We start from the raw sequence: 22337 nt of genomic DNA on the forward strand, positions 1-22337 counted from the left end.
GACCAGTCCATTAGTTTGGAAGCAGGAAATACCCACTTGGAATGAAAGAGAGAACCGTGCCGTTGATTGAAATTCCGTTTTTGGTTCCACATTCGATTTCGACTGCGAACACAAGACTTTTCGCATTCGCGCAATCTCCATGAGAAAGGAACCTCATTGGATCGTACAAAATTCTCCCTTGTTCGATGTGAATGTGGATAGGCGTTCCGTCAATATCTTCGAATTCCAATTCCTTGTTGGAGATGTATCCGGAAGACATGTGGACTCCTCACTAATTGACTATAATTAGTATAACCTGAGATGGTTATCCATAGATCGAAAATCCAATTATGTACATGCTTGTCCAAATCGTGTTAATATAAAGATGCTTAGTGTATTTGATTACCATATCCCGTTCATCATATTCATTAGGTTGCATATACTAAGTTTGATGAAATATCAAAGGGGGTTTTTTGGTTGTTCCAATCACTTCTAAGAGCAAAACAACAATTTGTCGCAGAGACGAATACTGATAAAAACTTTGAAATGTTTGTCAAGTCATTTCAAGAGTTTGAGAAAAATATGGTAGCAATGGAAGAAAAACCAGAACGAAAAAAACTTTATGGGAGACCCTATCGGTCTATCTAAGAAAGGGGGGTAGGCGTGGATTTCTTATCTCCCAGTATGTCGCAACTACCGCCAAATCAACCGCTATATCAAGCTGTTCACCGTGATCGGTACACTAGGCAGTCTTTAATGAAAGAGATTGAGAAGGCGACTGGCCGTCGTTTGATCGTATATATTGCCAATTTTAATCATCCGGAAAGTGCGATCACTCGTGAAGATATTGCTCCATTTAGTGAGATGGTAACCAGTCTTGATAAAGATAGTGAAGTTGATCTTATGATTCAGAGTCCTGGTGGAGATCCAAATGCAGCTGAAATCATTGTACACACCTTACTTGCTAAAACTAAACATTTGCGCGTCGTGGTGCCTCAAGCAGCAAAGAGTGCTGCAACGTTAGTCAGTTTAGCTGCTGATGAGATACTGATGAGCAATACTTCTGAGCTCGGACCTATCGATCCGCAAGTTACAATCCCCACCGCGTTTGGGCTTGCGTTCCGACCCGCCCAAGCTTTTTTAAATGGGTTAGAAATGATTAAAAAAGAACATGCTGGTGGACAAGCGCTCAATCCTGCATATTATCCATTCTTAAAAGGGGTAGACGCTGCATTAATCGATTACTGCTTAAAATCGATTGAACATTCCAAACGTTTAGCCGTCAAATGGTTGTCTCGATCCATGTTTAAGGGACAGCTAGAGGAAGCCAAACGTATAGCTGAAGAGCTAATAAACATTGAAAAGTATCCCAATCACGGTCAAGTTATTAACTACCAAGATGCTAGAAAGATCGGGTTAAATGTCGTTTATAAGGCTGATCATGATCCATTATGGCGAGCAATGTGGCAACTTTATATTAATTACACCATTATGATGAGAGAGAAAGAAAGTATAAAGATTTATGAAAGCACTTACTCTTCCATCATGGTTTAATTGTCAAGTAGAAATGACCGAGTACCTTCTATTCTGAAGAGTAATCGGTCATTTCTATTATTTTTTAAGAAAACTTTTTTTATTTGTAGTTGATCGACGATTTGGTGAAATGGTATAATTTTAATCAGGCCAGCAAAGGCATTTGAAATTTTACACAGATATTACAGAAAGGAGTGCGTTTCTTCTAATTAAATAATTGCTCCGTACAGTGGGGAGGTTTTTATGAGCATTTTAATAATTAATCGTTTTGCTCATGACCGTTGCCAGTATGAACAATGGCTGAAAGGTCTGGATGAAGAATTGCTTCTTCTAACATCAGAGGAAGTAATGGATAGTTTCCCAGCAAAAGACTATGCTTATATCGAATCCTTTCCTCAGTTTGACATCAATGGTAAAGTGGAGCTCCGTGCAATTGAATTATTTGCACGATATCAATTTCATACCATTATCGCTATTTCTGAAAGAGATGTGCTCCGTGCGAGTCACTTGCGTCAACGTTTTGGACTGCAAGGACAGTTGCCTGAAAGTGCCATCCATTTTCGGGATAAAGTAATAATGAAACAAATTGCACAGGCGCATCAACTCGCTGTTCCGCATTTTGAATCCTTATCTACCAATTTGGATTTAATAAAGTTTGTGGAAAGGCATGGTTATCCTGTTGTGATCAAACCAATTGATGGTGCCGGATCACAGAATATTCGAGTAATTGATGACCCGCTGGCTCTAGAGTTGGTTTTAGAAAGCGGGATACACCGTTTGGCAGAAGTAGAAACTTTTATTGCTGGAGATATGTATCACGTGGATGGTCTCGTTACCGAAGGAGAGGTTGCATTTATTTCTGTCTCCAAATATGCAAGTGGATGTCTTGCATATCAATCAGGTGGGTATAACGCTAGTTATTTAATCAGTCGTGACAATCCGATGTTTGAAAGACTCGTAACTTTTACAACTTGTTTGTTACAAGTATTAGATACTCCGCAACATACTGCATTTCATGCAGAATTATTTCATACTCCAAAAGATGAAATTTTTTTGTGTGAAATCGCTAGTCGAACAGGCGGAGGACGTCTTGATGCTTATTTGGAACAAGCATATGGCATTCACTTGACTCGAGCGTGGGTACAAGCTCAGTGTGGAATAGATCTACTTGAACAAGTATCAAGTGTAATGCGAATGGATCAAAGGGTTCTAACGGGTGATGTTCTTATCCCTCCAAAACAAGGAGAATTTATTTCTGGTCCATCAGAAAGCCCCCCTTCTTGGGTAACGGAATTTCGTATGCTAGCAACACCAGGACAACGTTATGATCATCCCAAATTAAGCATTGATCATATTGCATCATTTGTAGTACAAGGCGAAACAGAAGAAGAAATAGAAGATCGACTAACTTATATAGCCAATTGGTTTGAACAATCTTCATATTGGAAATAAGGCTTATCTTAAGAGGGAGCACATGGCAAGGGTAAAAACAAAAATTATAATATTCAGAAAAGGGTGATGGAGTGAGTATTTTAATTTTAAATCGTGTTTCGCGTGATCTTGCACCATATGAAGAATGGTTAAATCACTTAAACGAGGATTTAATTTTGTTGACATCCGACGAATATGCAGAAGACTTTAACCCTGATGATTTTGCCTATTTTGAGTCCTTTTCGAACTATAATTACAATGCAAATGTAGAACAAAGAGCAATTGATTTGTTTGATCGTTATAAATACCGTGCAGTCATTGGCTTATCCGAACGAGATGTTCTTCGTGCTGCTTATCTACGCGGCCGCTTTGGCTTGGAAGGTCAGACGTGGGACAGTGCATGGAATTTTCGCAGTAAAATAAAAATGAAAGAATTGGCGATTGGACATGGCCTGCCATGCCCAGCTTACCGTGAGATTCATAATAGTTTTGATCTTATCGAGTTTGTGGAAGAGCATAAACTTCCGATTGTGATAAAACCAATTGACAGTGCTGGTTCCGTAGGTACTACTGTTATTGAGACGCAGGAGCAACTGGAAGCTATTTTGCATGAGGGTGTCCCGCATAACTGGGAAGCAGAAAAGTTTGTAGAAGGAGAATTGTATCACGTAGATGGGTTTATTTATCATGGAGAATTGATCTTTACTTCGTGTAGCAAATACGTTGAATCATGTTTATCATTTCACGAAGATGGTAAATTCACAGGTAGTTATATTTTAGATCAGACAACTGATTTGGCAAAACGTTTATCTGATCGAGTAACGAAACATCTACGTATTATGGCTCCTCCAGAGCATACGCCATTTCACGCTGAATTTTTTCATACCCCAGATGATCAAATTATTCTTTGTGAAATAGCGAGCAGAACAGGGGGAGGAAGGGTAAATATTCAGATCGATCAATCTTTTGGAATCAATCTAAATAAATCTTGGATTTATGCTCAACTCGGATTACCTTTGGAATTGCCTACGGGTGGAAGAAAACAAGTAAAACCACATATTTTAACAGGTTCAGCACTATTGCCGCCAAGAAAAGGAGTTTTCAACGGCTTTAGTGCAGAAGTATGGCCCGATTATGTAACGGAATATCGATTACTTGCCAAACCAGGTGAGAAGTTCGATGGTCCAAAATCCAGTGTGGATCATATGGCATCCTTAGTTATTGTCGCCAGCACAGAACAAGAGATGGAAGATCGACTCCAAGAGTGTAACCGACTGTTCCGAGAGCACAGTGTATGGTCATGAACCTTTAACTAAAAAGACTGATGGCACCACGAGAGTTGGTTTCTTTATGAACCATCCCTCGTGGTTTTTTGTATTTCAGAAAAGAGATAAATAAATAACTTGCCCCTGTGAACGTCAGCAAATCGATTGGTGATCGATTTATTTATTTGGATATTCGGTCGATTATAAGCCCATTCAGAACTTTCCTGAATGGGTCGTGACAGAATGAAGTAAGGAATAGGGGTGGATTTTATGTAATATTCAATAATATCTAATAAGGAAAAGTGCAATTTCCTTTGCATGAAGCACATGGGTGACGGCTGTCGTATGACAGCCGTCTTTCCCTCAGTTTCCTTGGATTCGAGAGATGAATCCATGAACTACTTCACAAACGATCGGACAGGAATTGCTGAGAAGACTGTTGTGTCCTCCGGGTACTTCCACTACTTCTACCTGCCGAATTCTTTTTTTGGCGATCCGAGTTGTCTGTCTGCTGTCAACCAGCTCGTCTTTTTCGGACACGACGACCAAAACAGGCAGTTGAAGTGTGTTGTCCTTGAGGATGAGGTTGGTAAACCGAATCGCTCGAATCAGTTCGATGATGGAGATCCAGGTGCGATTTACTTTCGATCTCCAATATTCTTCCAATGCGTATTCAGAGTGCGGGAAGCGGAATGTCGGAGAGAACCGACTGATTTGCTTAGCGAGTTGCCGGTCAAAGGTTGAAGCTCGAATAGCTTCCGATGGAAGATGCAAATACCATCGGAGCCTAAGCGGGGGACTGATGGCGATCACACCCATAACCTCTAGCCCGTACTCTAGCTTTAGACGTTCTTTGAGTGTCGCTAGTTGAAAGGCGATGAGTCCACCCAAGGAGAATCCCGCCAAGTAGATTTTCTTGATCCCCTGTGAACGGATTTCCAGCAGTTGGGTCCAGATCGCCCGCACCAATTCTGTACATGTGCTGTTATCGAAGTCAGGGTAACTCAGCACAGCTACGGAGTGCCCCTGTCTTTGCATCTTTGTGGCAAATGGTTGCCCGCAGCTGGATTCTTCATACCATCCATTGAATACACAGATAGCTGTGTCATTGGTAACCTGAAGGACAGTCCCCGGAAGGAAAAAAGGTCCTTCAATTGCTTCTTTTAGATCGATGCCAAGTAGTTTGTTAAATGGCATGGTGCCCTCTCTGTGAACTCTTGGGAAACGGAGGGAAGTGAATTTTCTCACTTCATTTCTATCTTAACCATATCTTGCTGAGTAAACTTTCGTCAATACATATCCGTGTTTATTTTGAAAATTCTTTATCAAAATATGGAAATACTTATATAAATTCGAATTATTATTTATAATTTTGTATTTTTATATATAAAGTAAAGATAAATAGAAAATAAGTGAATATCGTTTCATTCTATTGTCAAAGACCTTTGCTAATTGTTTATTATTTTTATGACACATGAAAGTAAAATAATATCTTTATATTATTACAAATATTATGTAGATACAAATTAAAAGATGTTATAATGTTCCATATATTCAATAGAAAGCGGTTCATCATAATAGAATCGCAAAAACATCTGCGATTTCAAAGGGGATAGATGCTATGGGACGCTTAGCAGGTAAAGTTGCAATTATTACAGGTTCGGCAAGTGGACAAGGAAAAGCAGAAGCTATTCTTTTTGCCAAAGAAGGTGCAAAAGTGATTCTTGCAGATATCCAAAAACAAAAAGTATACAAAGTAGCAGAAGACATTCAAAAAAATGGCGGAGAAGCAATTGCTTATTTTCATGATATTTCGATTGAAGAGCATTGGAGTAATTTGATAAGAGCAATTTGCAAGAAATATGGGAAAGTCGATATTCTAATAAATAATGCAAGTACACCAGCGAGTCATGATGATTTAATTGAAGAATGGAGACGAGTATTAAATATAAATATGATTGGAACTTTTTTAGGAATGAAATATGTCGTTCCCGTTATGAAAGAAATAGGCGGCGGTTCAATAATAAATATTTCTTCAGTGGCAGGTTTAATAGCTGGTGGAGTCAATCCATACACTGCTTCAAAAGGAGCGATTCGAGCGATTAGCAGGAGTGCTGCTGTCGAATATGCCAAGTATCAAATACGAGTGAATTCTGTTTATCCAGGAATGATACATACACCAATGACGGAAGATTTGCTTGCTAATGAAGGAATTCGAAAACATTTTGAATCCGTTACACCGCTTCCTTTTTTAGGTGAGTCAAATGATGTGGCTTATGGGGTCTTATATTTAGCTTCAGATGAATCGAGATTTACTACAGGTACCGAATTAGTTATCGATGGGGGCTGGACATCTCACTAGATTTTTCAGCTCACTATTTGCTTTTAATCTAACTAATTTACAAGAAGAAAAATGAGTATTTATCCCTTATTGATTAATATTTTAAATTCTATTGACATACTATGTATTTAAATATAAAATGACCTCAATTAAATATTAACTTCTTATCCAGAGAGATGGAGGGACTGGCCCTTTGATATCTCAGCAACAGATCATGTATGATACTGTGCTAATTCCTGCAAGCAAGTTTGCTTGGAAGATAGGAAGAGTTATTTAAATGAGCGGATTTTCCTTAGTTTAAACGCCTCTTTCTATTGGTAAATAGTAAGAGGCGTTTTTTTGTTTTTTCACGATTTATCTACCTATAAAATTTAATATTTTTACCAGGAGGTATGGAATTTGATTGAACTGAAGAATATCAGCAAAATCTACCCTGGATCGCCACCGGTAGAAGCACTAAAAGAAGTGTCCCTTCATATAGAAAAAGGAGAAATCTATGGGGTAGTGGGGGTGAGTGGAGCGGGGAAAAGTTCGCTCATTCGATCAGTCAATCTGTTAGAGGAACCTACAACAGGTGAAGTAATGGTAGACGGTGTCCTATTATCTTCCCTATCGTCAGAAGAGTTAAGAAAGGCCCGTCGAAAAATTGGTATGATCTTTCAGCAATTTAACCTGCTAGAATCCAAAACAGTTTTTCATAATGTCGCACTGCCACTTTATCTAGTTGGAAAAAAGCGTAAAGAAGTAGAAGAAAAAGTAATGCAACTTCTTACCTTTGTTGGTTTAGCAGATCGGGCTGAGCATTACCCTGGACAGTTGTCAGGTGGACAGAAACAACGGGTGGGAATTGCCAGGGCTTTGGCTACTGATCCACATATCTTATTGTGTGATGAGGCTACCTCTGCCTTAGATCCTGATACAACGAAATCCGTACTCGATTTGCTTCGAAAAGTGAATAAAGACTATGGCATCACCATTTTGTTGATTACACATGAGATGGATGTGGTGAGAAATCTCTGTGATCGAGTAGCAGTAATTGATCAAGGGCGAATTGTGGAACAAGGAACGGTTTACGAAGTGTTTACCAATCCAAAATCTGAAACAGCACAGCGATTTGTTCGCACCATTTTTGGACAGGAATTGCCAGAAAGTGTCCATCAATCTCTGGAAAAACAGGATCAAATCTTACGAATTGTATTTACTGGTGAAAACGCAAAGCGGCCACTAATTGCAGAAGTGATTCGGAAATTTCAAACCGATATCAATATTTTGCAAGGTAGTATTACAGAATTACAAGGAAAACCTTTTGGAGACTTATTAATCAGTATTCAAGGTGATAGGAAGGTAACAGAAAACATTATTCAATATTTACAAGAACATCAAGTACTAGTAAAAGAGGTGGCATCCATTGGCGTTTGATTGGACGGTTTTTTGGCCGCAATTAGTAGACGGAACGATTGCAACATTCATCATGGTTCTCGTGTCGCTTGTTTTTTCCATATTGATTGGTTTTCCTTTGGGTGTGGTGCTGGTTGTAACCCGGCCAGGACATATATTAGAAAATAGAACGCTTTTCACGATATTAAATGCAATCATCAATATTTTTCGATCCGTTCCTTTTATTATTTTATTGGTTGCGATCATTCCCTTTACACGGTTGGTAACAGGCTCATCAATCGGTACAGTAGCAGCTATTGTACCATTAATTTTTTATGCAGCGCCTTACTTTGGTCGTTTGGTAGAAAATTCTTTATTGGAAGTAGATTCTGGAGTGATAGAAGCAGCAAAGGTGATGGGAGCTACACCTTGGCAAATCATTTGGAGATTTTTATTACCAGAAGCATTGAGTTCCCTAATTTTAGCTGCAACGATTGCAACTATTGGTTTAATTGGTGCTAGTGCGATGGCTGGAGCAGTTGGAGGAGGTGGATTAGGTGATTTAGCCATTACATACGGCTACAACCAGTTTGAGGTGCGAGTAGTTGTAATCACAGTACTTTTGTTAATCATTTTGGTACAACTTGTGCAATCATTAGGAAATTATTTCGCCCAAACGGTCAGGAGGAAGTAAAGATATGCGTAGATTATCAGCCATTTTTCTTTCTATATTGCTTATTTTTGGAGTATTAACAGCTTGTTCCGGTAAAAATGAACAGACAATAAAAGTAGGTATCAGCAGTTCCGATACAAAAGTTTGGGAGTTTATAAAACAACAAGCGAAAAAAGAAGGTTTGAATATTCAAATTGTCACATTTAATGATTACGTACAGCCTAATTTAGCATTGTCAGATGGTAGTCTCGATGCAAATGCTTTTCAAACCGTTTCCTATTTTAATGAGTTTAAAAAACAAAGAAAGCTTGATTTAACAGCAATTGGCTCAACGGTATTAGCCCCAATGGGCATATACTCCAAAAAATATAAAAATATTAATCAAATCCCAGATGGTGCAACAATTACGATTCCAAATGAGGCTAGTAATGGTGGACGAGCTTTGTTGCTGATGGAAAAAGCAGGTTTGCTCAAGTTGAAAGCAGGTTTTAATGGAAAAGGTTTGACGGAAGCAATTGCTTCTAATCCCAAGCATTTAAAAATTGTTACGGTTGCAGCACCGCAGACCCCTCGTTCGATGGATGATGCAGCTGCTGCAGTTATTAACAATGGGATTGCTGTAAGTGCAGGTCTTAGCCCAGTAAAAGATCCTATATTTAAAGAAGATAAAACTGCAAAGCCATATATCAATATTATCGCTACACAAACGAAGAACAAAGATAATGCTAATCTAAAAAAACTAGTAAAAATCTATCAATCTCCTGAGGTAAGTGAATATATTAAAAAGGTTTATAACGGAGGAGTAATTCCAACGGTTGTTCCAATCTCTGAAATTGAAAATTTATAAAAAGGAGCAGGATGAACTTGGCACAAACCAAAATAGTAACCATTCGGGAGCAAATAGCTCAGTTTATCGATGGAACACGTGATAAGTGGATTCAAGTAAGTCATGATATACATGAACGTCCCGAAATAGGGAATGAAGAGTATTTTGCAAGCGGTTTGCACACCAAATTGCTAAAAGAACATGGATTTGATGTAGAGGTTGATATCGCAGGTCATCCAACTGGGTTCATTGCAAGAAAGAAAAGCCAAAAACCTGGTCCTGTAATTGGTTTTTTAGCAGAGTATGATGCACTCCCAGGGTTAGGACATGCTTGTGGACATAATATTATTGGCACAGCAAGTGTATCCGCAGGGATTGCACTGAGCAAAGTTTTGGATGAAATCGGCGGAGAAGTAGTAGTATTCGGTACCCCGGCAGAAGAAGGAGGGCCAAATGGGAGCGCAAAAGCTAGTTTTGTAAAAGATAATCGCTTTGCTGATGTTGATGCTTGTGCCATGATTCATCCCAATTCGGAAACTGCTCGAACATCCCCATCTTTGGCATTAGATCCCTTGATTTTTTCTTTCTTTGGTAAACCTGCACATGCAGCAGTCGCCCCAGAGAAAGGGATCAATGCACTAGATGCAGTTATTCAACTCTACAATGGTATAAATGCACTGAGGCAGCATGTTCCAGATGACGTTCGGATTCATGGAGTGATTACACATGGTGGAGATGCTCCAAATATTGTTCCCGAATACGCCGAAGCTAGATTTTTTATTCGAGCTGCAAAACGGACAACCCTCAACGATGTGACAACAAAAGTAAAGGCAATAGCAGAAGGTGCAGCATTAGCTACTGGTGCTCGGGTAGAAATCAAACCACTGCAAAATGAAATTGATGATTTACTTCTCAATCCTACATTTGATGAAGTATTAATAAATGAGCTGCAAAATTTAGGGGAAAAGATAGTAACACAAACAAAAGGTTTAGGTTCGACTGATGCTGGAAACGTTAGTCAAATTGTTCCTACTGTACATGCATATATCAAAATCGGACCATCTGATTTAGTTGGTCATACCGATGAATTTCGAGAAGCAGCTAAATCTCCGCAAGGTGATGAAGCATTGATTTGTTCGAGTAAAGCATTAGCACTAACTGGAGTTCGTTTAATTACAGAACCATCCTTACTTTCATCAATCCAAGAAGACTTTCGGAATCAAGTTTCAAACTAGTAAAAAATGTAATAGGTATTCGAGAAAGAAAAGGTAGGCAACATGCCAAAACCTTTTCTTTTTTGTATACCTTTTTTGCAATATAATGAAGGAAAGTTATTTTAGGAGAGGGGCGGATTATTTTGCGTCGACCTATTATTCCAGGTTTAAAAGAAAGAGATCAGGAAACCAATTTGGTCACTCGCCCGATTACTTCAAAGTTGGAATTGGCAGAACGATTAAGGAGAAAGAGAACAAAAGAATATTTGGAATTATTAGCTGACTTAGATATGCACAGTGAAGTATCAATGAATGTAGATTCAGTTATTATTTCCATTGAGAAACATTTTATGGATGTGCCTAAAAAAGAACAATTGATTGGGATATTAGCAAAGTGTTATTTAGATGATTGTTATGATGTGCATTTGATCGATCGAGATAAAACAATACTTCAACATATAAAAAAATCGGATTCCTTGCCAAAAGAATTTGCTAAAGCACGAAGACTGGCACTTCATCCGAGTTACGCTTGCATCGAAGTGTATCCGGATTGTTTACGAGCAATTGCTATAAATGGTGAGGTATCTGTAGTGAAGGAGTGAAACTATGCCTGATTTCGATTTGCAATTAGCCGAGATTCGATTGGTTCGATTGAAACAAGAACTAGAACAAAAATACGGTCACTATGATCAGCTTCGACGCACTGCTACGGGTATTTTACAAGCAGTTGATTTATCTTTAGTCAGATCGAATATTATCAAAAGTGTGACAGAAGAGATGATGGTTGTCACCCCAAAATACTGGCTAGCACCTGCATTGGTAGCGTTAACAGGATGGGTTAGCGATCAAAGAGAGCTAGCTCAAAGGGCTTTAGAAGAAGCAATGCGTCGCAACCCTAAAAAGACCAGTTTATTTTTTGCATTAGTCAGTAGACGATACAATCGACAAGAAGCATGTCGACAGTGGTTTGCACATTATTTCCAGGAAGTAAACCCTATGAAAATGGACCGGGATATGGTGATGGTGATTGATGGAATAACCAATGGCGTTCTGCCTTTATCGATCTGTAATTCCTTTATGAATCAAAGTGAGCAATGGATTGAAGAATTCACCTCTAAAGTAGACTTATTGACAGAAGAGAGAGACAAATGGCGTGATGCTCTATTCCAACGTGTAAACTACCCTTCGATGGAAGAAAACTACCCTTATTTGGTAGAAAACAGCGCTAATTGGAAAGAGGTTGAATACTCAGCTCAGATCGTTCAATATCATGAAGAGATTGGTAATTATATGAAACAAGCACTGAATCGAGATCTCTCGCCTTCTTCACGAGTAGAAGAAGCAGTGGATGATTTACTAGAAAAACTGGTATTTCAATATGAGGAAGATGAGCTTCCGCTCCGGCGAGAAGAAAGATCTATGCAGATCATTATTGAAGCGGGTGGAGAAGATGATGAGATTGAACAAAAGATAAAAGCTGAATCAGAATTATTTGCTCCAACGCAAAATTACTTAGAGTTATTACGGAATATGGCTATGTACCCAGAGACACTTAATGTTTCGGCTGCATCTCAGCGATATGCTTTAGCTGTGTTAAAAGATGTAGTAGTAGAAACGCATAATGATCTGGCCTTATCCATTCGAAATCAAGTACCTATAGATATTCAGCTGATTAGTCCGAAAAAGATAAGAGAATTACACTTGATGGATGATTGGACATTTTTTACCCAAGACGGCAACAATGAAAAATTATGCGAAGAATCGATTCGAGAAGCGTTAAAAAAGTCCAATAAAAGGAAAATCAAAGAGATGTGGAAAGCGCGCTTTTCCAAAAGTTATTTAAAACATAAAAAGGCAAAACTCATTTTGGCAGCAGTGTTATCATTCGGAGTATTTTCCTATCTTTCTTTCCTGTATTCACCTATTATTGGTGTGCTTCCGCTTTTAGCTGGAGCTTATTTCTATAAGTGGCGAAAAGAAAAACCATTTCGTGACCAATTAAAAGAGATAGAGCAATATGTACAAACGCAGATGCAAGCAACATTAGCAGATGTGGTAGACTATCGATCTGCATTTGAAGAAGCAGATCAGAAAGCAGAACGATTGCCCGAGCTATTAAAAACATTACATGTAAAAGAAGCGTTGCAACGGAACTATGATAAAACACGCGTTATTATGAGATAAGGAGGAGTAAGAAGATGGATGATAATCCGTTTAAAGATGAAGAGCCCATGAGTGTATTTAAAGATACTCCAGCTAAAGAAGTAGCACAACAGAATAGTGCTATAAAACAAGATAATCATCAAGAAAGTGGAGAGTATAACCAATTTCCAAAATGGGATTTACTTCCTCCATCTAAATTGATAAAAAGAGGGAAAAGGCAATGAGTGGATTCAAAACCCCAACTACGTATTCTGATTGGATCACCAGTTTCCAAATTTTCCGTGATGCCCACCATGATGAAGAATTGTTAGAAACGATAGCAACTGGGAAAGTTCCTTGGACGAAAGGGGTTGCAGAGCGTTTTACCCAAAAGATGGGAGAAGCAGTTTCCGACCGTCTGCAAAAAGCAGTAAATCAGTTTACAAAAGAATTAGGTCGTGTACATGGAAATGAAAATGCAATGGTACAAGCTATTCTCGCTTTTCGGCGTCAAATTAATTATCTCATACGCTTTGTATCTGTTACTGTATTTCCAGAAGAACTCAGAAACAAAATGAATGAGGAATTGAAAAAGAACGTAAAAGAGATTCAGTCTTATCTTTTGGATGAGGCTAAGAAAGAACCTAGTGGGAGGCTGCTTCGGATTATTCAACAAACTCCAATTTGGGTGAATCAACCACAAGATAATCCATCCCCTATTCCAATGGGAAAAACGAAGAGGAGAATCATATTCGAATGAGTGACTTAAGAGGTTTTACAGATGTATTAGAGAGATATTTAAAAGCGCGTATTCCATTTATTTCTATTCGAAGTTCTGAACGGTCACGTGTATTAGAAGTAGTCCGTCATTTAGCTCAAAAGATAAATATTCCTACGTATGTTCATACACTCTCACAAGGAATGAGAGATTTAGTGCAACATCGGACGGTAAGTGAGGATAGATCGATTTTAGGGGCAATTGATTTTATTAGCAGTCAATTTTCACAAAGACAAAATCTCACGTATATCTTAACAGAAGTTTCTGATTTAGAAGATGATACATCAACGGCGCGTTATTTTTATGATGTAGCTATGTTAGCGGCGGAAACTGGTGGCTCTGTGGTAGTCATCACCTCCAATCCGGTTTGGAACCCGCTAGCTCGACTGGGAATGTCCGTCACACTAGATGTTCCTACGGAAGATGAAATGCTAGAAATTATTCGAGAGCAAATCGATCCATACCGAGGGCAAATGCCAATTGCTTGGACAGAAAAAGAAGAGAAGGAAGCAGCTGCTATTTTAGCAGGTATTAGTCAAATTGAAGCAGAGAATGTAATTGCAACTCTACTGGCCAAAGGGAAAATTGAAAAAGAAGACCTCGTCGAATTGTCGCAAGTAAAAGATAGCGTTTTCTCTGATATTTCCGGTCTTGAACGAATCTATATACGCGATCAAGATTTAACAGTAGGAGGATTAGAAGGGCTTAGAAAATGGTTAGATCATGAAAGACCATTGCTTACTGCTGATTTGCGGGAGAGGGGAATCCGTCCGCCTAGAGGAGTGTTGCTCGTTGGAGTGCCAGGGTGTGGAAAGTCTTTATCTGCAAAAGCGATAGCCTCTAGTTGGAACTTACCCCTTTATCGATTAGACTTAGCAACGATCTATGGACAGTACGTAGGTCAATCAGAGAGTAGGTTAAAAGATGCATTGAGTACTGCGGATCATGTATCTCCTTGTGTATTATGGATCGATGAGATTGAAAAAGGCTTAGCAGGTACACAAGGAGACTCTACTGGTGTTACCAATCGTATTGTAGGTCAGTTTTTATTTTGGTTGCAGGAAGCACGTTCTCGTGTGTTTGTCGTAGCTACTGCAAATGATGTTTCTAAACTTCCCCCTGAACTATTACGGCGTGGTCGTTTTGATGAGCTGTTTTTTGTGGATTTACCAACTCCAGAGGAACGAAAAGATATTATAAATATTTATATACATCGTGGTTTAAAACGAAGTTTAGATGACAGATTATTAGATGAGTTAGTTCGTCTATCAGATGGATTTGCAGGAGCTGATATCGAATCCGCTGTACGTGATGTCGTTAAACAAGCATTTCTCAATGGAGATACTTCTATCACAGTCGATCTCTTTCGTCGTAGCTTTCAAAATGTGGTACCACTTTCCCAAACAAGCCCCGAGCAAATCAAAGCCATCCGAAAGTGGGGAAGGGAAAGAGCTGTGCCTGCTTCCGGAAAACCAATTGTAGATGATGATACAGATTTAAGTCAGATTCGAAGTATATTGTTCCCTTAAAATTATCTGTAATTATTTAAAAATAAAGTTGAAATTTTTATTTATTAGTTTTATTCTAGAAGAAGGTAAAATCATTTTAAAAGAAGGCAAAATAGGAGAAAAAATACCGCTTCACAGCGGTATTTTTTCTTAAGAACATGGAGGTGTTTTGTTTGGAAGAAAATAATTTGCATCGTAAGTTGTCTTCTCGTCACATATCTATGCTGGCGATTGGTGGATCAATTGGTACAGGGCTGTTTCTCGCTAGTGGTTCTGCTATTCATCAAGCCGGTGCAGGCGGTGCAGTACTTGCTTATGCAGTCATTGGAATGATGGTATTTTTTCTGATGACAAGCTTAGGTGAAATGTCTAGCTATATGCCTGTAACTGGATCATTCAGTACATATTCATCTCGCTTTGTTGATCCTGCACTTGGCTTTGCTATGGGCTGGAATTACTGGTATAACTGGGCGATTACCATCGCAGTAGAATTGTCAGCCGGGGCACTTTTAATGAAGTATTGGTTTCCAAATACACCTTCTTATGTCTGGAGTTTATTATTTTTAATCGTGTTTGTAATTTTTAATCTCATCTCTGTTCGTGGATTTGGAGAAGCTGAGTTTTGGTTTGCTTTAATTAAAGTGTTGGCTATTATTGTTTTTATTATTGTGGGTATCTTAATGATTTTTGGTGTGATAGGTGGGTCAGCAGTAGGTTTTTCTAACTTTCATGCTGGGTCAGGTGCTTTTCATGGCGGTTATTTTACTTTGTTTCAGTTGCTAATTGTAGCGGGTTTCTCTTTCCAAGGAACAGAGCTGGTAGGAGTAACAGCAGGTGAAAGCAAAGAACCCGGAAAGTCTTTACCAAAAGCAGTGAAGCAAATTTTCTGGCGTATTTTGCTCTTTTATGTTTTAGCATTACTTGTAATCGGTTTCTTAATCCCCTCCAATGATCCTAGACTTCTGGGTGGAGATGAAACTCAAATTGCGCTGAGTCCTTTTACGATCGTATTTTCAAAAGCAGGACTGACAGGTGCAGCTTCTTTTATTAATTTTATTGTATTGACAGCAGTACTTTCCGCAGGTAATTCAGCCATCTATGCATGTACTCGTATGCTTTGGAATCTGTCGAAAGAAAAACAAGCACCGAAAAAATTAGGGGAGTTAAATCATCGAGGAGTTCCTGTGTTTGCATTAGTCATAACCGTATTAGTGGGAGGACTTACCTTCTTGTCATCTTTATATGGGGATGGAAAAGTTTATCTATGGTTACTCAATGCCTCTGGTCTGTCTGGTTTTATCGCATGGCTTGGAATTGCAATTAGTCACTACCGTTTTCGAAAGGCATGGGTAGCTCAAGGGAAGGATCTAGCCTTACTTCCATACCGCGCACGTTGGTTTCCATTTGGACCCATTTTTGCTGGGGTATTTTGCTTTGTGATTATCATTGGTCAAAATATACAAGCATTTACTGGTCCTAGTATTGATTGGCAAGCTGTGCTTGTTTCTTACATTAGTATTCCATTGTTCCTTATTTTATATGGCGTATATAAGTGGAGAAAGAAGACAAAGTATATTCCTTTGCAGAGTGTGAATTTGGACAATGATTAAAAAGTAGCATGCATGGGAATTTGATTCACCGCAAACACTGATAATGGGTGATAAGAATGAAAGTGTTGCTGGTGATAGGAATCATATTTTTACCACTTTTTCTCTGCTTGTTTCACCGAATATGGCCAAAACTAGAAGTTTACCTGAATTGTGCTGCTATTGTATCTTTGTTAATCTTTAGTAGCATTGCTTCCATTGGTGTCTATACGATTATTCGTGATCACACGGTTTTTATGACCAGCATTCATGGGTTGTTTCTCAATCCCTTTTTCTTGATTACTGGTGCTTATTTAGGGTTGTATGTCATCTATCGTCTGTGGCTTATTTTAGACAGAGAGTGGAAATAGAAAAACAGAGGATAAAAATCCTCTGTTTGTTTTTTACTGTGCTACTTTTGATTCTTTTAGTTTTTCGATTCGCAAATCGATTTCATCTAATTCTTCAATCTCATTAGTTTTCGTAATCACTTTTTGATGACCATTCAAGTGATTGATTTCATCGTTGATTCGTTGGAAATCGTTAAGTAATTCCTCTGATTTTAAGGCTTCAAGTGTTTGGTTGATGCTATGATATGCTTTTGCTCGATTTGCTCTAGCGATCAAACTGTTTTTCTTATCTACGAGATTGAGGTATTCTCGTTCTAAAGTGTAAAGTTTTTCTTTTAAATCTTCGATTCCAGCTTCTGTTTCTGTAATATATGCGGCATATTCTTCTGTTTTTGCTTGGTAGTGAACCTTTTCATTGGAAGCTTTTTTGGCTAAAGCTTCTTCTCCGGCTTTTGTTGCGATTTCAGCTTGTTTTTCTCGCTTTATTACCAGCAATTTTGCTTCTTCTTGTTGTTTTTGAAAGTTTTGGAGATAGCCGATTTGTTTGCTGATCACATCTTTGACGACAAAGATTTCTTTTTCCATATCTTTAATATACTGCTTTAACATGGATTCTGGATCTTCTATTTCACTGATTACCTGCCGGTAGGTGGATTTAAAAAAACGACGAAAACGTCCCATTCTTGTTCTCTCCCTCCTATGATGAACCTAGTTATGTTTATTTTTCTCTACAAAGGCTTTCCAATCAGCGTCAAAGCTGTTGTCAAAAGTATGCTTGGAAATAGTTGCCCCCGAAATGCTAGTTGAGGATGGCTGATCGAGTAATTTCCATCCGAAATAGAGCAAGGTCCCGCTGATGAGTAAAGCGAATAGCAAAGGTACGATAAACAAACAACATATCGCTGCTATTCCCAAAATAAGATAAGAAACATTTTTCTCTTGTCTTGTATGGGCATGCTTTAATTTTTTTACTCCATAAAATGCAAGACTTGCCATTAGTGCCAAGAGGAAAATGCGTCCGAAGTGGACAAGCAGCACCATGGAACCAATGGCAAGTAGGATAATCCCAGCAACTTTTTTCATCTTGTTCCCTCCTTTGCTGTTGTTGCTAGCATTAGCATATGATAGTTGGAAGTGAATCAAAACGACCTAGAGGTTTAACTTTATCTAAGACTTTAGTCTCATTTCAGATTAAGATAGATATCATTTTGTATTCGATGTAAAGTGAGCTTTTACCTGTTTTTTTGTATTTGAAACATACAGATAAATCTTTTATATAACATAAACGAGAAAAGCAGTGGATTATTCCACTGCTTACCCTTTAAATTGTTGGGTCCAATACGTCCCGTATTCTCCCCCGCCTTCTGCATACCCTACCCCAATATGAGTGTAGTTGGGGCTTAAGATATTTTCTCGATGCGGTTCGCTCTTCATCCAGCCATCCATCGCTTCTTCTGGTGTTTTGTATCCAGCTCCGATGTTTTCACCACAATATCTGTAATCTACCCCTTCTTTTTTCATATGGTCACAAGGTTTTCCATAAGTAGGGGAGGTGTGATCAAAATAATTTTTATCCCGCATATCTTCTGATTTTTGACGAGCTAATTGGCTAAGTTTTATGTCCAATTTTAGTGGATCTAAATTGCGTTTTTTTCGCTCTTCATTTACTAAGTTTATTACTTCTTGTTCGTATTTGGAGACAGTGTATTCTTGTTTTGGATTGACAGTTTGAGCATAGGTCGCGGGGGTAAGAGAGAATAGGCTGATGAATAAAGAAAGAGTTAGCAGAAATGAAAATATTCTTTGCAATGGAATAACCCCTTTCTGTTTATATGGGAATATCTCCATTATAAAGAAAATTAGAACTATTTAGGTGGCGAAAAGATTAACAAATCTATTTCTTTTTTACATTTTTTTCTTTTGTTTTAGGTGCAGTTTAAAGAGTTGTTTGCATTTGGGATCGCATTTCTTACACATACGATCCCGTTGTTTATACAGCTTATAGATTCAGATCAAACCCAACACAAAGATAGCTGAGGCTGCCTAGTTCATAGCCTTGAAACAATACAGATGCTTCAGAAGAACATGCCCCTGCGGTGATCAAAAAAGGAACAAAATGTTCAGGTCTAGGGACTGCTCGCTCTGCATGGGGAGCTTGTGAAGCATAGTGAAACAATGCTTCTTTATTTTGGGTTGTGATTTGATCGATGAGCCATTGGTCAAATTGTATTGCCCATTGTTCAGGCTCTTTTTGATCCCAGTTTAAGATGTGAAGATTGTGTACCGTAGAGCCACTGCCAATCAGCAAGATATCATGTTTGGCTAATCCACGGAGCGCTTCGCCGATCTGATACTGCTCTTCTGCTGGCAGGAATGGATTAACAGATGCTTGTACTACTGGGATAGTAGCATCAGGGTAAAGGTGTTTGAGCAATGTCCAACTCCCATGATCTAGACCTCGATCAGTATCCAATTTTGTGGTGATGCCTTTATTTGAAAGGAGTTGCTGGGTAAGTTTTACTACTTCCGTAGAGCCTTTTGCAGGATAAGTGATCTGGTACATTTCATCTGGGAAACCGCCAAAATCATAGATCATTTTATATGTTTCATCATGGCAGGATAGTGTTAGTACTTCACTTTCCCAATGTGCAGTAAAAAGGACAATGGCTTTTGGTCGTTTAAGCTCTTGTCCAAGCTTATGTAGAAATTTGGTATAACTATCCTCTCGAATGGCAATAAGAGGAGAACCGTGAGACAGGAAAAGGGATGACATGGGTGAGCTCCTTTTTATATTCTAGTTTCCCCGAATGATCGAAAAAGCAAACCGTTATTTCCTTGTGATTTGCTAAAGAAAGGTCTGATTCTTTCCCATTGGAATGCTGTTTGGTAAGGTAAGAACACCCAATTTCATGGTATAATGGAATCGGAAGGGGTCAGAAAAATAAAATGAGATTATCGAAATTAAAAGAGAAATTACCAAATCTATCGCATTATATGCAATACAATCCAGCTCAATTTCTCCGCGAACAGCCAGTGGATGAAGGGGAGTTGAAAGCTGTTTTAGAAGAAGCAAATACATATCTCAGACAAGTGTTACAAGAACCAAAAGTCGATCCGCAAGTGTTGATTTTCCTCTATAGTTACCTCGGCAATGGTTATCGGGTATTATATCAAACTTCTAAAGCAGTACAGTATTTGGAAAAGGCTTTAGAGTTGACCAAACAAGAGGAAGATTTACAGGGTGAGCTGCGAGCCCTGATACGACTTGGGGAAGCGTTTAAATATGATGAGAGACATGAAGCAGCCTTAGCTTGCTTTGAACAAGCCTTAGCGATCAGCAGCTACAAAGATTTAGAGAACTATCGGGACTATGCACTACAACATATGGGGAAATGTTTACTGGAATTAGGAGAGTATGAAAATGCGATCCTGCGCTTTGAAGAAGCGCTCGATCTGAGGAAAAAGAAAAACAATCCATCGCTTATTTTAGCAACAGAAACAGCCATTGTCATGGCTCATATTATGAAAGATGAGGAAGGGAGTACGCCAAGTTTATAACATTTGGGGATAGAGAAGGCGGAATTGCTCAATGACTGCTGTGTAATCTATTTCTAGAATGTCTAAAAGTTGTCCATTTTGTAAATAGAAGAAATAGGGAGTGTGTTTTTCTGTTTTGGAATAATACATGCCAACCAGTTGATCTTGAAAATCAAAAGTAGCGCCTAAGATTACGGCTATTTCGCTATCATCTTCTGTCAGCAAAACTTGAAAAAAATAAGGCTCCAGTTCGTCCAATAAACGTTCCCGATATGTTTCACCTGGATAGCGAAGGGTGAGAGTATCGGGTGTTTCTGTGTCTACAAGGTAAATGTCTTTTCGTGATTCTTTGTCCCATATGATCAGGGCATGCTGGACTTGGTGATGAGAAAAGAGATATTGATGACTCGTGGCAAATTTTATATGCAAGGCAAATGCTCCTTTCAAGTACTGCACCCGAGCATCTCCACACTGGCTGTGTGAGTTGCTCGGGCGCTTGCTGAATCAGAGGTCTCCGTTAAGAATCCTGCTGATCCAGTTTTCCTTTGCCTCCTTTACAGGAGACTTGGGCGCGTTCTGCATCCGCTCATGCTGGATGACGTCCAGCATAGCGGCGATCGCTCCTTCGAGAGTACCGAGGGAATCCCCTATCCCGCGCACCATCTGGAGCAGAGTGTTGAGCTGCTCGACAGACTCGGGCAGGTTCGGGAGACCGACCGTAGCGCTGACGTAAACCAGAGCGTTCTGGAACGTCTCGTTATCGGTCAGCTTCTCCTCTGGGTGGAACGTCTTCAGGTTCTCCTGAAGGGCGTCGACAGCGTGTGACAGCATGTGCCGTCCTTTCAATGTGCTAGCGATTGCTATGCCTTGCACTTTAAGTATATGCCAAATATTTGTTTTTTTCCAATAGGTAGGGTCAAATGTTGATTGAAACACGCGGCGCCCGAGCTTGTACGTGAGTACATGCCCGGGCGCCTCTGCCTGTATGACTAATGGAGCATTTAGTAGTCAGAGAAGCAGCTTCTCCTCCAGAGCGATGTGGGGGAATTGTTGTTTTGATAAGCGACTCGCAGAACTTGCAGTCGTTTGTTGATCGCATCCAGAGCCCAGTCAATACGGCCATTTATCCGGATGAGTATGAGAAACTGCATGTCTGGTACCGTATTTAGCACCTCAACGATAAACCGGACTTTCAGGTGCAATGGGAGGTCAAGCAGCGGCCAATCTGCCCTCTCTTGAACACCATGCCTCTTCAGTTCCCGGAGTGCAACATCAGCTGCACGCTCCAAATCGCCATCCTGAGGAATTTCGTGATGATTGGAGAATTCTTTCGACAGGAAAGAGCGGATGTAAGGGTTAGGGCTCATGGTGGACCTCTACCTTTTGCCTGTTATATTGGAGTCTGCAAGTTCGATAATCTTATGTATTATTATAGGGTGATTTTTATATAATGACTATATTTTTTTGTAATTATAAATTAGATGCATGAGATGAAGAGTATTTTTAAAAATAGTTATATGAAAATTACATATATATCTGTTTGTCTTGTCAAAAGGTTTGTAGTGTTGCTACAATATAAATAACCGATGAGAACATCATGTTCGCATCATTACCTCCAGGAGTTTTCTTCCATGGCACGTTCCGTTTTCACCGGTGGTTCCGCGATCCCCAAGGGTCCCCTCCCCAAGAACGCCATCGTCGGTGGCAGGCGGGTTCCCGTCCAGCCGACGAAGGAGCAGCGGCTGAGGGCCTCGCTCTCCAAGCTGATCAAGATGAACGAGGTGCGGTAGTCCAACG

Annotated in this window: 27 protein-coding genes and 1 riboswitch; of the genes, 18 read left to right on the top strand and 9 right to left on the bottom strand. The window is 39.3% G+C overall.

Annotation, left to right across the window (positions count from 1 at the left end):
* Positions 1-10 precede the first annotated feature (10 nt).
* Positions 11-259, bottom strand: coding sequence for a hypothetical protein (locus MK805_RS14885; RefSeq protein ID WP_240876689.1), 249 nt, complete (start codon positions 257-259; stop codon positions 11-13).
* 197 nt (positions 260-456) lie between these two features.
* Here MK805_RS14885 and MK805_RS14890 point away from each other — a divergent pair, with 197 nt between their 5' ends.
* The 4 genes from MK805_RS14890 to MK805_RS14905 all read left to right on the top strand — a co-directional run bounded on the left by MK805_RS14890 (position 457) and on the right by MK805_RS14905 (position 4247).
* Positions 457-627 (top strand): hypothetical protein, encoded by a 171-nt coding sequence (locus MK805_RS14890; RefSeq protein WP_240876690.1) that lies wholly within the window; start codon positions 457-459, stop codon positions 625-627.
* A gap of 15 nt (positions 628-642) precedes the next feature.
* Positions 643-1533: an SDH family Clp fold serine proteinase gene (locus MK805_RS14895; protein WP_240876691.1), complete on the top strand. Its 891-nt coding sequence runs from the start codon at positions 643-645 to the stop codon at positions 1531-1533.
* A gap of 222 nt (positions 1534-1755) precedes the next feature.
* Entirely contained in the window at positions 1756-2964 is a 1209-nt protein-coding gene (locus MK805_RS14900) for an ATP-grasp domain-containing protein (protein WP_240876692.1), read from the top strand.
* A gap of 71 nt (positions 2965-3035) precedes the next feature.
* Positions 3036-4247: an ATP-grasp domain-containing protein gene (locus MK805_RS14905; protein ID WP_240876693.1), complete on the top strand. Its 1212-nt coding sequence runs from the start codon at positions 3036-3038 to the stop codon at positions 4245-4247.
* 324 nt (positions 4248-4571) lie between these two features.
* Here the strand turns inward: MK805_RS14905 and MK805_RS14910 are convergent, their stop codons facing one another.
* A complete protein-coding gene (locus MK805_RS14910; RefSeq protein ID WP_240876694.1) occupies positions 4572-5405 on the bottom strand; it encodes an alpha/beta hydrolase in 834 nt (277 codons plus the stop codon).
* A gap of 424 nt (positions 5406-5829) precedes the next feature.
* Here MK805_RS14910 and MK805_RS14915 point away from each other — a divergent pair, with 424 nt between their 5' ends.
* The 12 genes from MK805_RS14915 (at position 5830) to MK805_RS14970 (ending at position 17024) form a co-directional block, all read left to right on the top strand.
* Positions 5830-6570 carry an SDR family NAD(P)-dependent oxidoreductase gene (locus MK805_RS14915; protein WP_240876695.1) on the top strand — a complete coding sequence of 247 codons (741 nt, stop codon included), beginning with the start codon at positions 5830-5832 and terminating at the stop codon, positions 6568-6570.
* Positions 6571-6710: 140 nt separating this feature from the next.
* Positions 6711-6815, top strand: a riboswitch (SAM riboswitch).
* A gap of 133 nt (positions 6816-6948) precedes the next feature.
* Positions 6949-7968 carry a methionine ABC transporter ATP-binding protein gene (locus tag MK805_RS14920; protein WP_240876696.1) on the top strand — a complete coding sequence of 340 codons (1020 nt, stop codon included), beginning with the start codon at positions 6949-6951 and terminating at the stop codon, positions 7966-7968.
* Complete coding sequence (locus tag MK805_RS14925; RefSeq protein ID WP_255724686.1) at positions 7958-8620, top strand: methionine ABC transporter permease; 663 nt, start codon at positions 7958-7960, stop codon at positions 8618-8620. The genes MK805_RS14920 and MK805_RS14925 overlap by 11 nt, the downstream gene beginning before the upstream one ends.
* Positions 8621-8624: 4 nt before the next feature.
* Positions 8625-9446, top strand: coding sequence for a MetQ/NlpA family ABC transporter substrate-binding protein (locus MK805_RS14930; RefSeq protein WP_240876697.1), 822 nt, complete (start codon positions 8625-8627; stop codon positions 9444-9446).
* Positions 9447-9463: 17 nt separating this feature from the next.
* The gene (locus MK805_RS14935; protein WP_420833094.1) at positions 9464-10660 is read left to right on the top strand and encodes a M20 family metallopeptidase; all 1197 of its coding nucleotides are present in this window, start codon (positions 9464-9466) and stop codon (positions 10658-10660) included.
* Between the two features lie 122 nt (positions 10661-10782).
* On the top strand, positions 10783-11241 hold the full coding sequence (locus MK805_RS14940) for a hypothetical protein (protein ID WP_240876699.1): 459 nt from the start codon (positions 10783-10785) through the stop codon (positions 11239-11241).
* 4 nt (positions 11242-11245) lie between these two features.
* Entirely contained in the window at positions 11246-12823 is a 1578-nt protein-coding gene (locus MK805_RS14945; RefSeq protein WP_240876700.1) for a hypothetical protein, read from the top strand.
* 14 nt (positions 12824-12837) lie between these two features.
* Complete coding sequence (locus MK805_RS14950) at positions 12838-13026, top strand: hypothetical protein (protein ID WP_240876701.1); 189 nt, start codon at positions 12838-12840, stop codon at positions 13024-13026.
* The gene (locus tag MK805_RS14955) at positions 13023-13541 is read left to right on the top strand and encodes a hypothetical protein (protein ID WP_240876702.1); all 519 of its coding nucleotides are present in this window, start codon (positions 13023-13025) and stop codon (positions 13539-13541) included. The genes MK805_RS14950 and MK805_RS14955 overlap by 4 nt, the downstream gene beginning before the upstream one ends.
* Positions 13538-15088 carry an AAA family ATPase gene (locus MK805_RS14960; protein WP_240876703.1) on the top strand — a complete coding sequence of 517 codons (1551 nt, stop codon included), beginning with the start codon at positions 13538-13540 and terminating at the stop codon, positions 15086-15088. Before MK805_RS14955 ends, MK805_RS14960 begins: the two co-directional genes overlap by 4 nt.
* 137 nt (positions 15089-15225) lie before the next feature.
* Entirely contained in the window at positions 15226-16677 is a 1452-nt protein-coding gene (locus MK805_RS14965) for an amino acid permease (protein WP_420833085.1), read from the top strand.
* Positions 16678-16733: 56 nt separating this feature from the next.
* The gene (locus tag MK805_RS14970) at positions 16734-17024 is read left to right on the top strand and encodes a transposase (protein ID WP_240876704.1); all 291 of its coding nucleotides are present in this window, start codon (positions 16734-16736) and stop codon (positions 17022-17024) included.
* 33 nt (positions 17025-17057) lie between these two features.
* Here MK805_RS14970 and MK805_RS14975 read toward each other — a convergent pair whose 3' ends face one another.
* From MK805_RS14975 to MK805_RS14990, 4 genes are all read right to left on the bottom strand, one after another.
* On the bottom strand, positions 17058-17684 hold the full coding sequence (locus MK805_RS14975; protein ID WP_240876705.1) for a PspA/IM30 family protein: 627 nt from the start codon (positions 17682-17684) through the stop codon (positions 17058-17060).
* 27 nt (positions 17685-17711) lie between these two features.
* Complete coding sequence (locus MK805_RS14980) at positions 17712-18086, bottom strand: hypothetical protein (protein ID WP_240876706.1); 375 nt, start codon at positions 18084-18086, stop codon at positions 17712-17714.
* A gap of 231 nt (positions 18087-18317) precedes the next feature.
* Positions 18318-18812: a CAP domain-containing protein gene (locus MK805_RS14985; protein WP_420833086.1), complete on the bottom strand. Its 495-nt coding sequence runs from the start codon at positions 18810-18812 to the stop codon at positions 18318-18320.
* A gap of 190 nt (positions 18813-19002) precedes the next feature.
* Entirely contained in the window at positions 19003-19776 is a 774-nt protein-coding gene (locus tag MK805_RS14990; protein ID WP_240876707.1) for a DODA-type extradiol aromatic ring-opening family dioxygenase, read from the bottom strand.
* A gap of 173 nt (positions 19777-19949) precedes the next feature.
* Here MK805_RS14990 and MK805_RS14995 point away from each other — a divergent pair, with 173 nt between their 5' ends.
* The gene (locus MK805_RS14995; protein WP_240876708.1) at positions 19950-20561 is read left to right on the top strand and encodes a tetratricopeptide repeat protein; all 612 of its coding nucleotides are present in this window, start codon (positions 19950-19952) and stop codon (positions 20559-20561) included.
* On the opposite strand, the gene MK805_RS15000 is transcribed toward MK805_RS14995, so the two are convergent.
* The 3 genes from MK805_RS15000 to MK805_RS15010 all read right to left on the bottom strand — a co-directional run bounded on the left by MK805_RS15000 (position 20556) and on the right by MK805_RS15010 (position 21907).
* Positions 20556-20996: a hypothetical protein gene (locus MK805_RS15000; RefSeq protein WP_240876709.1), complete on the bottom strand. Its 441-nt coding sequence runs from the start codon at positions 20994-20996 to the stop codon at positions 20556-20558. The genes MK805_RS14995 and MK805_RS15000 overlap by 6 nt on opposite strands.
* Positions 20997-21044: 48 nt before the next feature.
* Complete coding sequence (locus MK805_RS15005; RefSeq protein ID WP_240876710.1) at positions 21045-21413, bottom strand: basic helix-loop-helix domain-containing protein; 369 nt, start codon at positions 21411-21413, stop codon at positions 21045-21047.
* Between the two features lie 128 nt (positions 21414-21541).
* Positions 21542-21907 carry a hypothetical protein gene (locus MK805_RS15010; RefSeq protein WP_240876711.1) on the bottom strand — a complete coding sequence of 122 codons (366 nt, stop codon included), beginning with the start codon at positions 21905-21907 and terminating at the stop codon, positions 21542-21544.
* A 264-nt stretch (positions 21908-22171) separates the two neighbouring features.
* On the opposite strand from MK805_RS15010, the gene MK805_RS15015 reads away from it, so the two are divergent.
* Positions 22172-22330 (top strand): hypothetical protein, encoded by a 159-nt coding sequence (locus MK805_RS15015; RefSeq protein WP_240876712.1) that lies wholly within the window; start codon positions 22172-22174, stop codon positions 22328-22330.
* Positions 22331-22337: the final 7 nt, after the last annotated feature.

Source organism: Shimazuella soli, assembly GCF_022511585.1.
Lineage (GTDB): Bacteria > Bacillota > Bacilli > Thermoactinomycetales > Thermoactinomycetaceae > Shimazuella > Shimazuella soli.

Coding starts and splice junctions, on each gene's coding strand:
- MK805_RS14885 (WP_240876689.1), bottom strand. CDS start 259: ATGTCTTCCGGATACATCTCCAACAAGGAATTGGAATTCGAAGATATT.
- MK805_RS14970 (WP_240876704.1), top strand. CDS start 16,734: ATGAAAGTGTTGCTGGTGATAGGAATCATATTTTTACCACTTTTTCTC.
- MK805_RS14900 (WP_240876692.1), top strand. CDS start 1,756: ATGAGCATTTTAATAATTAATCGTTTTGCTCATGACCGTTGCCAGTAT.
- MK805_RS14945 (WP_240876700.1), top strand. CDS start 11,246: ATGCCTGATTTCGATTTGCAATTAGCCGAGATTCGATTGGTTCGATTG.
- MK805_RS14980 (WP_240876706.1), bottom strand. CDS start 18,086: ATGAAAAAAGTTGCTGGGATTATCCTACTTGCCATTGGTTCCATGGTG.
- MK805_RS14915 (WP_240876695.1), top strand. CDS start 5,830: ATGGGACGCTTAGCAGGTAAAGTTGCAATTATTACAGGTTCGGCAAGT.
- MK805_RS14975 (WP_240876705.1), bottom strand. CDS start 17,684: ATGGGACGTTTTCGTCGTTTTTTTAAATCCACCTACCGGCAGGTAATC.
- MK805_RS15015 (WP_240876712.1), top strand. CDS start 22,172: ATGGCACGTTCCGTTTTCACCGGTGGTTCCGCGATCCCCAAGGGTCCC.
- MK805_RS14965 (WP_420833085.1), top strand. CDS start 15,226: ATGGAGGTGTTTTGTTTGGAAGAAAATAATTTGCATCGTAAGTTGTCT.
- MK805_RS14910 (WP_240876694.1), bottom strand. CDS start 5,405: ATGCCATTTAACAAACTACTTGGCATCGATCTAAAAGAAGCAATTGAA.
- MK805_RS14995 (WP_240876708.1), top strand. CDS start 19,950: ATGAGATTATCGAAATTAAAAGAGAAATTACCAAATCTATCGCATTAT.
- MK805_RS14990 (WP_240876707.1), bottom strand. CDS start 19,776: ATGTCATCCCTTTTCCTGTCTCACGGTTCTCCTCTTATTGCCATTCGA.
- MK805_RS15010 (WP_240876711.1), bottom strand. CDS start 21,907: ATGAGCCCTAACCCTTACATCCGCTCTTTCCTGTCGAAAGAATTCTCC.
- MK805_RS14950 (WP_240876701.1), top strand. CDS start 12,838: ATGGATGATAATCCGTTTAAAGATGAAGAGCCCATGAGTGTATTTAAA.
- MK805_RS14955 (WP_240876702.1), top strand. CDS start 13,023: ATGAGTGGATTCAAAACCCCAACTACGTATTCTGATTGGATCACCAGT.
- MK805_RS14960 (WP_240876703.1), top strand. CDS start 13,538: ATGAGTGACTTAAGAGGTTTTACAGATGTATTAGAGAGATATTTAAAA.
- MK805_RS14930 (WP_240876697.1), top strand. CDS start 8,625: ATGCGTAGATTATCAGCCATTTTTCTTTCTATATTGCTTATTTTTGGA.